Below are 11,392 nucleotides of genomic sequence, written 5' to 3'. Positions count from 1 at the left end.
ATTTTCTATGTCCGTCGGCCGATAGTGGGCCATAGCGTCCACATCACCGCAGATCGGGAGGTCAGGTAGTGCGATTCGACAACAAAGTCGCCGTCGTCACGGGTGCCGCGTCGGGGATCGGTCGAGCCATCGCGATCGCGCTGGCGCAGGCCGGCGCCACCGTCGCAGCCGTCGACCGCGATGAAGCCGGCCTCGCCCGGACGGTCCGGGACTGCGCGAACGCCACCGCGCACCTTGCCGATCTGGCCGACCCGAAGGCGGTGAGCACACTGCGGGACGACGTCGTCGCCGCGCATGGACCGCCCGCCGTGATCGTCAATGCCGCGGGCTTCGACCGGGTCGAGCCGTTCATGTCCAACGACGACACGCTCTGGCAGGCATTGGTGGCGGTGAACTTTCTCGGGCCGGTCCGGCTCACCCATGCCTTCCTCGAAACGATCCTCGCGGAGGGAAGTATGGCAAAGATCGTCAACATTGCCAGCGATGCAGGGCGGGTGGGCAGTCTGGGGGAGACCGTCTACGCCGGCACCAAGGGTGGGGTGATCGCGTTCACCAAGTCGCTCGCGCGCGAGATGGCCCGTCATCGGATCAACGTCAACTGTGTTTGCCCTGGACCGACCGATACCCCGCTGTTCGATTCGCTTCCGGACAAGGTTCGCGAGGGACTGATCAGAGCCATCCCGTTCCGTCGGGTCGCGAAACCGGAGGAGGTCGCCAAGGCTGTGCTCTTCTTCGCCTCCGACGATGCCAGCTTCATTACTGGCCAAGTCCTTAGTGTCAGTGGGGGCTTGACGATGGCTGGTTGATGGCCGTCCGGTGGCCGGAAGGCGACGAGCCCGGTCTTGGTCGACGCCAGTTTGCAATGGCATACTTGCTCAGCCCCTGGGCGCAACCCAGCCAAATCGGTTAGCCTCGGGGAGCAGATTGGCCAGTTGGGGGATTGCTATGGCAAACGATCTGAGAGTGGACCCGGGGGCGCTTCGTGCGGGGGCCACTAGCAGCGAGCTGATCGCTGCCGAATTGGGGGTATCGCCTACCCGTCCGGATGCCGGGGGCTACCCGAGCAGTACTGGTGTCTCGGCGATGGATGACGCGGTGATCACCGCGCGAGCTTCCCAATCGGGTCGCGTCAGTGCGCAGGCGGGGCACCTGTCTGCGGCTGCACATCGATACGCCGCGATCGACGAACAACACGCCGGGGGCCTGGCGGAGTTGATGTGAATGATCTGCCCGTCGCGGGTCAGCCTGGTAGGGCGCTGACCCGTTCTCAGTTAGAAGCCTGGGACACAAGCTATCTCGCGGACGCTGCCGCACGCTGGCGTCAGCTGGCGGCCGAATCCGAGGAGCTGTTCGAGTGGCATCGGCGAAACGTTCACGCGCCCGGTGGGGCGGAGTGGTCGGGTACCGCCAGTGAGGATGCCGGTGAACAGGTCAGCGCCGACGCCGTGGTGGTCCGCAAGCAGGGGGACATTCAGCGGGAGGCGTCCGAGATCGCCGAGAACGGCTGCCGTGACATCCGCCTCGCCGTGGGGCAGGTGCTCGAGGCCATCACGGCTGCCGAGGAGGGCGGGTTCCAGGTGTCCGAGGACCTCACGGTGCGCGACACCCGCCGCATCGACGTCAGCACCATGGCCGTGCGCTACACGGCGTCTCGGGAACATGCCGAGGACATCCGGTGGTACTGCGAGCGGCTCGTCCAGGCCGAGATCTATCTGGGCCAGCGGCTCGAGGGCAAGGCCCTTGAGCTCGCCGCCATCCGCTTCTCGTTGTGACCGAGGGTTGTTCAGTTACAGCTGCGCCCAGATCGACTTGGTCTTGAGGTAGCCGTCGATGCCCTCGTAACCGAACTCCTTGCCGATGCCTGACTGCTTGTAGCCTCCGAACGGCACGTTGTGGTCGAAGGTCAACTGGCAGTTCAGCCCCACCATGCCGGCCTGCAGACGCTTGCCCAGGCTGTGCGCGCGAGCCAGGTTGGTGGTCCAGACGGTGGCGGCCAGGCCGTAGCTGGTGTCGTTGGCCATCGCGATGGCTTCGTCGTCGTCGTCGAACGGCAGGATGGTGACGACGGGGCCGAAGATCTCTTCCTTGTACAGGCGGCTGGTGGCGGGGTCGATGTTGGTGACCACGGTGGGCTTGACGAAGTAGCCCTTGCGGTCCAATCGGTATCCACCGGAAACGATTTCGGCGCCGTCGCGCTTGCCCTGGTCGATGTACCCCAGCACGCGGTCGAGCTGCTTCTGGCTGACCAGCGGGCTGATCATCGAGCCCTCGTCCTTGGGGCCGCCCAGCACCAGGTTGTCTCCAATCATCGCGATGCCCTGCACCACGCGTTCATAAACGCTGCGCTGCACAAAGATTCGTGACCCGCACACGCAGCCCTGCCCGGAGTGCACGAAGATGCCCATCGAGGCCATCATGATTGCCATGTCGAGGTCGGCATCTTCGTAGATCAGCACCGGCGACTTACCGCCCAGTTCCAGGGTCACCTTCTTAAGGTTGTCCGCCGAGTCCCGCATAATCTGCTTGCCGACCTCGGTCGAGCCGGTGAATGCCACCTTCTCGACGTCGGGGTGCGCGGTGATCGCGGCACCAGCGGTAGCGCCGTAGCCGATCACGAAGTTTGCCACGCCGTCCGGCACCCCGGCTTCACCGATCAGGCGTTCCAGCAGCACCGCCGACAGTGGGGTCTCTTCGGCGGGCTTGACGACACTGGAGCAGCCGGCGGCCAGGGCCGGGGCGATCTTGGCGCAGGCGTTGAACAGCGGGCCGTTCCACGGGTAGATGAGGCCTACCACGCCATACGGCTCCGTGGTGGTGTAGGCGTGCAGGTTGGAGTAGTTGCTGTTGACGCCGCCCTCCATCTGCACCTGGTAGCTGCTGCCGTTGAGTTTGGTACACCAGCCCGCGTAGTAGCGGAAGAACTCCGCGCAGGTGGAGACGATCATCTCGGCCTGCACCGGGGGCATCCCGGCGTCAAGAGACTCCAGTTCGGCGAATGCCTTGGCGTGCTCGTCGATCAGGTCGCCCAGCTTCCACAGCACCTTGGCGCGCTGACGGGCCGGGATGTCAGTCCAAACCCCGGACTCGTAGGCGGTTTTCGCGGCGGCCACGGCCTCGTTGACCGCGTCGGCCCCGCAGTCGCGGAACTCGGTGATCTGCTCCTCGGTCGCGGGGTCGATGACCGGAATGGTCTCGCCTGTGCCGGGTCGGTTGCGGAGTTCTTCCAAAACCGTCTGCAGTGCCATAGTGTCCCCTTCGTCGTCGAAATGCTGAGCACCTGCTTAGCAGTCGCAGTGAGGGGCGGTCAAGACCGCACATGCGGATTGAAGCGGGCAATACTCCTGTGTTTGCGGTTGTTGAGCCGATGTCGTGTCGATACGCTGTCGCGGTGCCAGACATTCGGGTCCGCGAGGCGGCCGAACTGCTCGGGGTCAGTGACGACACCGTGCGACGCTGGATCGACGACAGGTCGCTGCCGGCGCATCTCGACGGTTCCGGGCGCAAGGTGATCGACGGGGCCGCATTGGCCGCGTTCGCGCGCGCCAACGCCGCTGCGGCGCCCCGAGATCCGCTCGGCATCGGCAGCTCCGCGCGCAACCGCTTCGCCGGACTGGTCACCAACGTCGTCGCCGATGGGGTGATGGCCGAGGTGGAGATCCAGTGCGGGCCGTTCACCGTGGTGTCACTGATGAGCAGCCAGTCAGTACGTGAGCTCGGCCTTGCCCCCGGCAGCGTCGCTGTCGCGGTGGTCAAGGCCACGACCGTGATCGTGGAAACCCCGAAAGGACAATCGTGAACAGAGTCCGGATGTGTGCGTTGGCGCTCAGCGCGATGGCCGCGACCGCCCTGATCGGCGGCTGCACCTCGGCCGAGAAAGCCGCGGCGCCCTCCAACACCGAGGGCGGCTCGATCACGGTGTTCGCCGCGGCCTCGCTGAAATCGGCGTTCACCGAGATCGGCGAGCAGTTCAAGACCGACAACCCGGGGAGCTCGGTGGAGTTCTCGTTCGGCGGATCCTCGGACCTGGTCACCCAGCTCACCCAGGGTGCCGACGCCGACGTGTTCGCCTCGGCCGACACCCGGAACATGGACAAGGCGGTGGCCGCGGGCCTCGTCGAGGGCGGCCCGGTCAACTTCGCCACCAATACCCTGACGATCGCCGTCGCGCCGGGAAACCCGAAGGGCATCAAGTCGTTTGCCGATCTGGCCAAGCCGGGTACCAGCGTCGTGGTGTGCGCCCCGCCGGTGCCCTGCGGCGGCGCGACCGAAAAGGTCGAGAAGGCCACCGGGGTGACGCTGTCGCCGGTGAGTGAGGAGACCTCGGTCACCGACGTGCTGGGCAAGGTGACCAGCGGGCAGGCCGACGCCGGCCTGGTCTACGTCACCGACGCCGCCGGAGCCGGGGACAAGGTCAGCAGTGTTGCCTTCCCCGAAGCGGCCCAGGCCGTCAACACGTACCCCATGGCCGTGCTCAAGGAGTCCGGGCACGCGCGGTTGGCGCAGCGGTTCGTCGACCTGGTGACCGGGGAGGCCGGTCAAAAAGCGCTCGCCAAGGCTGGATTCGCCAAGCCCTGACCGAGCCCGTGGCGGCGCCGTAGCCTGGGACCGTGGCCGATCTGACCGAGATCAGTGCCGACGACCTGGCGGCACTGGAATTCTTCGCCGGATGCCGGCCGTCCGTACTGGCGCCGTTGACCACCCTGCTGCAGCCGCTGTCGGCCTCGGCGGGGCAGGTGCTGATCCGGCAGGGCGACCCGGCGCTGACGTTCATGCTGATCGCCTCCGGGCGAACCCAGGTGGTTCATGACGGGCCCGACGGACAGGCCGTCGTCGCCGACCTGGAACCGGGTCTGATCATCGGTGAGATCGCGCTACTGCGCGACGCGGCGCGCACGGCCACGGTGACGGCTCTCGACCCGGTCGCGGGCTGGGTGGGTGACCGCGAGGCGTTCGAGGTCCTGCTGCACCTGCCGGGGATGTTCGACCGGTTGGTGCGCATCGCGCGCCAACGCCTCGCCGGGTTCATCACGCCCATCCCGGTGCAGGTGCGCACCGGCGACTGGTTCTATCTGCGGCCGGTTCTGCCCGGTGACGTCGAGCGGACCATGAACGGGCCCGTCGAGTTCTCCAGCGAAACCCTTTACCGGCGTTTCCAATCCGTGCGCAAACCGACCAAGGCCCTACTGGAGTATCTGTTCGAGGTCGACTACGCCGATCATTTCGTCTGGGTGATGACCGAGGGCGCACTGGGGCCGGTGGTCGCAGATGCCCGCGTGGTCCGCGAGGGCCACGATGCGACGACGGCCGAGGTCGCGTTCACCGTCGGCGACGACTATCAGGGTCGCGGCATCGGCACCTTCCTGATGGACGCGCTGGTGGTGTCAGCGGACTACCTTGGAATTGAACGATTTACCGCGCGGGTGCTGAGTGACAACTACGCCATGCGGCGCATCCTGGATCGGCTCGGAGCGGTGTGGGAGCGTGAGGATCTCGGGGTGGTGCTCACCGACGTCCCGGTGCCCGCGGTCGACACGCTGAGTCTGGAACCCGAGCTGGCCGCGAAGATCAAAGACGTTACCCGTCAGGTGATCCGGGCGGTGAGCCAGTGAGGCCACCACTCAGCAAGGACACGCTGATGTGCATCTCGCTGGCGGCCCGGCCCAGCAATATCGGCACCCGCTTCCACAACTACCTCTACGACGAACTCGGCCTGGACTATCTCTACAAGGCTTTCACCACAACCGATATCGCCGCGGCGATCGGAGGCGTGCGGGCGCTGGGCATCCGGGGCTGCTCGGTGTCGATGCCGTTCAAGAAGGACGTCATGGCCCTCGTCGACGAGATCGAACCGTCGGCCCTCGCGATCGACGCGGTCAACACGATCGTCAACGACCTGTCGGTGCCCGGCGGCCGCCTCGTCGCCTCCAACACCGACTATCTGGCCGTGCAAGAACTCGTCGAGCAGTTGGACCCGGCCGATGCGGTATTGATCCGGGGTAGCGGCGGCATGGCCAAGGCGGTCGGGGCAGCATTGCGGGACAAGGGATTTCGTAAGGGGACCGTCGTCGCGCGTAATGCCGAAGCCGGGCGCGCGCTGGCTGAGGCACTCAGCTACGACTATGCGCCAGAGGTCGGCACATTGACGGCGCCCATCCTGGTCAACGTCACCCCGATCGGGATGGCCGACGGGCCCGACGAACACCGCAGCGCATTCGAGCCGGCCACGATCGAGGCAGCGGGTGCCGTGGTCGACGTGGTGGCCATGCCCGCCGAAACCCCGCTGATCACCGCGGCCAGGGCTGCGGGCCTGTCGGTCATCACCGGCGCAGAGGTGATCGCGCTGCAGGCCGCAGAGCAGTTCGAGCGCTACACGGGAGTGCGGCCGACGCCTGAGCAGGTGGCCGCGGCTTCGGCCTTCTCGCGGCAGTCGGCTATGGCGTGATGACCGTCTGCTCGTCGATCAACGCAGTTGCGTCCATCAGCGGGCCCATCTGATCCTCGGTGCCATCGGCGTTGAACTGCAACACAAACAGCCCGTCGGCCCCGGGGATCACCACGGTCTTCTGGGCGATCAAGCGGGTGGCACCGTCCTTCACATAGGTGCCGCCGATCTGGTACGCCTCGAATCCGCTCAGTTCCCCCGCCGAACCGTCGCCCTGGTTCTCGTAGCCCGGCAGGTTCTTGATCTCGTTAGGGGCGTACTCCAAGATCTTGGCCGGGTCCACGTTGCCGGTCAGCTTGGACATCAGTGCGATGATCGAAGGCGGATCTGCGGCGAACTCCGGATCGGTGGATACGATTGCGCCCCATGCCCATTCGGGAGCCGACGAGGTTGCGTCCGCCCAGCCTTCGGGAATCGGCAGGTCGAACCGGGGTGTGCCCGGATCACCCCGGTGAACCGGGGTTTCGGTGATCTTGTTGTCACGGATGTAGTCGACGATCGTGTACTGGTGCCCGGCCGTCGGCCTGCCCGTGTCACCGGCTTTCGTCGGTTCGGTGCTGGTCTCGCCGGCCCCGGTCGCCTCGATCGCGGTACCGGACACCGTCTTGCCGCCGCAGCCGGTCAGCATGACCCCCAGCGCGACGGCAGCGATGGCGATTCCGCCGGCCCTCATTGAGGTGGTCATCGGTCTCCAATCGGTTGGACGCCCCGGTGAGGCGCAACTGATTTGCACGATAAACGCTTTCCTGGGTCATAGCTGGCAGAAGGCGCAGTCCGCCGCCGCAATCTTTTGCGCAGTGAAATGTTCGGGTCGCTGACGTTGGACGCCTTCAGCAATTCGCGGACAGGTACACCGTTCGTTCGAGGATCTGGGCCGGGCGCACCGACGAAACGGTGCACCGGTCCAGCGGAGCAGTCCCGGCGCGGTAGATCACGACGTCGAAGCCCTGGCGTTTCAGTTCGTTCGCCGTGTCCTGCGCGGATCCGACCCCCGACGGCGCGGCCAGTGTGGCGGCGGGAAAACCCAGAGCCAGGGCCGACAGTGCCCCGCCGGCCAGCGCCGCCCCCGCCAATCCGTACACCGTTCTGCCCTTCATCGTCCTGCACGTCCCGTGGGTGGCAACCAGACCTGCGACCATTAAATTCCGCTGTATCCCAACACTTGTCGCGATGTCGACGTCCAGAAATCAGTTGACAAACAGCGCCCCGGCCGTTCTCGACAGCAAACCCGGGCTGTGGTATCAAAACCCGTGCGCCTTTTCGTCGTCCCGGCGGTCCTGCTGGTCTGCACCCTGGCTTGCGGGGTGGCATGCGGACCGCGGTCGGCACCAGGACCGACGCCGGCGTCGTCAACGCCCCAGGCCTCCGGCGGTGCCGTCACGGTGAACCCGGCCCGCATCGACCGGGCGCGCCAGGACCTGCCGCCCGGCTACGAGGTGGTGGCTATCGAACCGCAGGCGACCCCCGTATCGCTGTGGGGTTTCGGCCCGGAGTGGACGGCCGACCCGGCGGCTTGCGGGGCGCAAGCTGCCCGCGAAATCGAGCCGACCCGGGGTTGGTCGGCCTCCGGGCCCGGCGGCATCGTGTATGCGGGCGTCGCGAAGCTGGGGCCGGGTGTACCCGTGGAACTGCGCCGCGACCCACAATGTGAGCAGTGGAGTGTGTCGGGCGGGCATTCCGTCGGAACCGTCACCGCCGTCACGGCCCCGCCGATCGAGGGTGCGGTGACCGCAGGGATGTCCACCGCCGTCACCACGACCGTCGAAGGGGGCACCGAAACCCGATCCCACGCCGACACGTTCACCGCGGATCTGGGCGGCGGCTACCACGTCTTCGTCAGTGTGATCACCGACCCCGGCTCACCGAATCCCGCGCTCGGCCCCGCGTTCGCCTCCGACCTGCTGGTGAAAACGGTTTCGGCATTACGCGGCTGAGTCGGCGGTGCCGGGTATGTTGACGAGCGATGTGGAACCGCAACGTGTTACTCGCCAGCGTCGGCGTTCTCGCCTGCGCCTCCGGATTGGTCGCCTGCGGTCAATCGGACCAGTCGAATTCCGCCCAGGCGGACATCGCCAACGTCGCCAAGGTGCGCTCCACCTTCGGCCCGGAATTCAAGGTCACCGATGTGGCCCCGACCGGGATCGACCCGAAAATGCTGGCGCCGCAGAAGATGCCGCCCGGGGTGAAGGTCGACCCTGCCGATTGTGCGAAATTCGCCGAGGGGCAGTCATTGCCGGAGGGGCTGAAAGGCAACATGGCCGCCACCACGGCCGAAGGGGCGGGCAACCGGTTCATCGTGATGGCCGTGGAGACCTCTGAGCCGGTCCCGTTGAACGACCCGGGCGATGCGTGCAAACAGGTGAAATTCCTGGGCCCGGGCATGCGCGGGCAGGTGGACGTGGTCGAGGCCCCGCAGATCGACGGGGCCCGTACGACCGGAACCCACCGCATCGTGCAGACCGTGGTGGGTGGCCAGCCCCGCACCGGCGAGCTGTACAACTATGTCGCCAGCTTCGACACGTTCATGGTGATCGTCACGGCCAACCCATTGGTGGAGCCGGGCAAGCCGGTGGCGCCGGTGGACGACAAGCGGGCCCGCGATCTGCTCAGCGCCGCCGTGGCCGATGTAAGAGGCTAGAGACCCTCAGCGCACGTCGTGCGGACGGAACTGGATGCTGATCCGCGGCCCGACCAGGCTGGTGGTCTTCGGTATCGAATGCTCCCAGGTGCGTTGGCACGATCCGCCCATCACCAGCAGGTCGCCGTGGCGGTGCTGTAGCCGCAGGGCGTGACCGCCGCCGCGTGGGCGCAATGCGAAAACCCTTGTCGCGCCGAGCCCGACGATGGCCACCATGGTGTCCTCGGTGCGGCTGCGCCCGATGGTGTCGCCGTGCCAGGCGACGCTGTCGTTGCCGTCGCGGTACAGGCACAGGCCCGCGGTGGTGAACGGTTCGCCGAGCTCACCGCCGAAGGTGTCGTTGAGCCTGCGGCGGATCTGTTTGAGCCTGGGGTGTGGCACCGGTTCGTTGAGCAGGTGGTGAAAGCTGACCAGCCGCGGCACCGCCACCACCCGGTCATACATCTCGCGTTCCTCGGACCGCCAGGGGATCCCGTCCATCAACTCCTCGAACAGCGAGTCGGCGTCGGGCAACCAGCCCGAGCGCAGTTCAACCCAGGCGTCGTTGCCGAGTCGACGACGTTCAGCGTGCTCGAACAGTGAGCCTTGCAACGCCAGCTCCATGCGCGCGAGTGTATCGCACAGACGTTCGAGTGCGTTAGAGGCGAGATGCGCCCGGACCGCTCTCGGCGAGGACGTCGCCCGGGTTGGTCAGCTGACAGGTCTTGAGGCTCAGGCAACCGCAGCCGATGCAGCCGGTCAGGTTGTCGCGCAACCGTTGTAGGTGCAGGATGCGGTCGTCGAGGTCCTGACGCCAACCGGCCGAGAGTCGGGCCCAGTCCTTGCTGGTAGGAACCCGGTCATCGGGCAGGCTGGACAGTGCCTCGCGGATGCGGGCCAGCGGTATGCCCAGGCGCTGCGACATCCGGATGAATGCCACGCGACGCAGTGTCTCGCGCGCGTAGCGGCGCTGGTTTCCCGATGTACGGCGGCTGGCGATCAAGCCCTCGCGCTCGTAGAAGTGCAGTGCGGACACCGCCACGCCGCTGCGCAGCGACATCTCGCCAGGAGTTAACTCGTGCGTCTCCATACACCTAAACCATAGTTGAGTTAACGTCATGACGTGGAGACTGCCGCGTTCGGTTCCAACTCTGAGGTAGGCACACTGCGTGCCGTCATCCTGCACCGTCCGGGCCCGGAGCTGCAGCGGCTGACCCCACGCAACAATGACGCCCTGCTGTTCGACGGCCTGCCGTGGGTGGCCAAGGCGCAACGTGAGCACGATGCCTTCGCGGCCGTGCTGCGCTCCCGCGGCGTGGAGGTGATGCTCCTGGCCGATCTGCTGACCGAGGCGCTGGCCAGCGGTGCCGCACGGATGCACGGCATCTCCGCAGCCGTCGACGCACGACGGCTGGGTGTGCCATTGGCCCAGGAACTTTCGGCCTATCTGCGTACCCTGCCGCCCGCCGATCTGGCGCACATCCTGATGGCCGGGATGACCTTCAACGAGGTGCCCTTCCACGGGGCCGAACTGTCACTGGTGCGCCTGATGCACCACGGCGGCGATTTCGTGATCGAGCCGCTGCCCAATTTGTTGTTCACCCGGGATTCGTCGTTCTGGATCGGCCCGCGGGTGGCCATCACCTCGCTCGCGCTGCCGGCCCGGGTACGCGAAACCTCGCTGACCGACCTGATCTATGCGCACCATCCGCGGTTCCTCGGCGTCCGGCGGGCCTACGAGTCGCGCTCGGCGCCCGTCGAGGGCGGCGACGTGCTACTGCTGGGGCCCGGCGTGGTGGCCGTCGGGGTGGGGGAGCGCACCACACCGGCCGGCGCGGAGGCATTGGCGCGCAGCCTGTTCGACGACGACCTGGCCCACACCGTGCTGGCGGTGCCGATCCGCCAGGAGCGTGCCCAGATGCACCTGGACACCGTGTGCACCATGGTCGACGTCGACGCGGTGGTGATGTACCCGAACATCGTGGACTCGTTGTCGGCGTTCACCATTCACCGCACCGAGGCCGGTATCCGGATCGATGACGAAGTGCCCTTTGTGCAGGCCGCCGCCGAGGCGATGGGGATCGAGCAGCTTCGGGTGATCGACACCGGGCTCGATCCCGTCACCGCCGAACGCGAGCAATGGGATGACGGCAACAACACCCTGGCCCTGGCGCCGGGTGTGGTGGTGGCCTACGAACGCAACTCGGAAACCAATGCCCGGTTGGCTGATTCGGGTATCGAAGTGCTGCCGATCGAGGCTTCGGAGCTGGGCACGGGCCGCGGCGGGCCACGCTGCATGTCGTGCCCGGCGGCGCGGGACCTGCTCTAGGTAT

The 11,392-nt window shown here is 66.7% G+C and carries 14 protein-coding genes; 9 read left to right on the top strand and 5 right to left on the bottom strand.

The genetic code is table 11. From position 1 onward, the window contains the following. Positions 1–68 precede the first annotated feature (68 nt). Positions 69–806, top strand: coding sequence for an SDR family NAD(P)-dependent oxidoreductase (locus tag ACWEFV_RS31040; protein ID WP_450073011.1), 738 nt, complete (start codon positions 69–71; stop codon positions 804–806). 411 nt (positions 807–1,217) lie between these two features. Further along, a complete protein-coding gene (locus ACWEFV_RS31035; RefSeq protein WP_135457896.1) occupies positions 1,218–1,772 on the top strand; it encodes a hypothetical protein in 555 nt (184 codons plus the stop codon). A 15-nt stretch (positions 1,773–1,787) separates the two neighbouring features. Here the strand turns inward: ACWEFV_RS31035 and ACWEFV_RS31030 are convergent, their stop codons facing one another. Next, positions 1,788–3,245 (bottom strand): aldehyde dehydrogenase family protein, encoded by a 1,458-nt coding sequence (locus tag ACWEFV_RS31030; RefSeq protein WP_450073010.1) that lies wholly within the window; start codon positions 3,243–3,245, stop codon positions 1,788–1,790. Between the two features lie 143 nt (positions 3,246–3,388). Between ACWEFV_RS31030 and ACWEFV_RS31025 the strand changes: the two genes are divergently transcribed. The 4 genes from ACWEFV_RS31025 to ACWEFV_RS31010 are packed head-to-tail and all read left to right on the top strand — an operon-like array spanning position 3,389 to position 6,442. Then, a complete protein-coding gene (locus ACWEFV_RS31025; protein WP_450073009.1) occupies positions 3,389–3,796 on the top strand; it encodes a TOBE domain-containing protein in 408 nt (135 codons plus the stop codon). Between the two features lie 11 nt (positions 3,797–3,807). Continuing rightward, a complete protein-coding gene (gene modA, locus ACWEFV_RS31020; RefSeq protein WP_450073029.1) occupies positions 3,808–4,575 on the top strand; it encodes a molybdate ABC transporter substrate-binding protein in 768 nt (255 codons plus the stop codon). A 32-nt stretch (positions 4,576–4,607) separates the two neighbouring features. Further along, a complete protein-coding gene (locus tag ACWEFV_RS31015) occupies positions 4,608–5,609 on the top strand; it encodes a GNAT family N-acetyltransferase (protein WP_450073008.1) in 1,002 nt (333 codons plus the stop codon). After that, positions 5,606–6,442: a shikimate 5-dehydrogenase gene (locus tag ACWEFV_RS31010; RefSeq protein WP_450073007.1), complete on the top strand. Its 837-nt coding sequence runs from the start codon at positions 5,606–5,608 to the stop codon at positions 6,440–6,442. The genes ACWEFV_RS31015 and ACWEFV_RS31010 overlap by 4 nt, the downstream gene beginning before the upstream one ends. Here the strand turns inward: ACWEFV_RS31010 and ACWEFV_RS31005 are convergent. After that, positions 6,432–7,127 (bottom strand): LpqN/LpqT family lipoprotein, encoded by a 696-nt coding sequence (locus ACWEFV_RS31005; protein ID WP_450073006.1) that lies wholly within the window; start codon positions 7,125–7,127, stop codon positions 6,432–6,434. The two genes, ACWEFV_RS31010 and ACWEFV_RS31005, sit on opposite strands and share 11 nt — an antisense overlap. Before the next feature lie 145 nt (positions 7,128–7,272). Then, positions 7,273–7,539: a hypothetical protein gene (locus ACWEFV_RS31000; protein ID WP_450073005.1), complete on the bottom strand. Its 267-nt coding sequence runs from the start codon at positions 7,537–7,539 to the stop codon at positions 7,273–7,275. A 153-nt stretch (positions 7,540–7,692) separates the two neighbouring features. On the opposite strand from ACWEFV_RS31000, the gene ACWEFV_RS30995 reads away from it, so the two are divergent. Both ACWEFV_RS30995 and ACWEFV_RS30990 read left to right on the top strand, forming a co-directional pair. Next, positions 7,693–8,376: a DUF5642 family protein gene (locus tag ACWEFV_RS30995; RefSeq protein ID WP_286175127.1), complete on the top strand. Its 684-nt coding sequence runs from the start codon at positions 7,693–7,695 to the stop codon at positions 8,374–8,376. Between the two features lie 29 nt (positions 8,377–8,405). Further along, positions 8,406–9,080 (top strand): DUF5642 family protein, encoded by a 675-nt coding sequence (locus tag ACWEFV_RS30990; RefSeq protein ID WP_135457881.1) that lies wholly within the window; start codon positions 8,406–8,408, stop codon positions 9,078–9,080. 6 nt (positions 9,081–9,086) lie between these two features. Here the strand turns inward: ACWEFV_RS30990 and ACWEFV_RS30985 are convergent, their stop codons facing one another. Further along, entirely contained in the window at positions 9,087–9,683 is a 597-nt protein-coding gene (locus ACWEFV_RS30985) for an alpha-ketoglutarate-dependent dioxygenase AlkB (protein ID WP_135457879.1), read from the bottom strand. A gap of 34 nt (positions 9,684–9,717) precedes the next feature. Continuing rightward, on the bottom strand, positions 9,718–10,149 hold the full coding sequence (gene soxR, locus ACWEFV_RS30980; RefSeq protein WP_450073004.1) for a redox-sensitive transcriptional activator SoxR: 432 nt from the start codon (positions 10,147–10,149) through the stop codon (positions 9,718–9,720). Positions 10,150–10,182: 33 nt separating this feature from the next. On the opposite strand from soxR, the gene arcA reads away from it, so the two are divergent. After that, positions 10,183–11,388 carry an arginine deiminase gene (arcA, locus tag ACWEFV_RS30975; protein WP_450073003.1) on the top strand — a complete coding sequence of 402 codons (1,206 nt, stop codon included), beginning with the start codon at positions 10,183–10,185 and terminating at the stop codon, positions 11,386–11,388. Positions 11,389–11,392 lie beyond the last annotated feature (4 nt).

The sequence above is a fragment of the Mycobacterium sp. NPDC004974 genome (assembly GCF_053600815.1).
The sequence above is the reverse complement of the archived record's forward strand: the minus strand, read 5'-3'. Positions and strand labels throughout refer to the sequence as shown.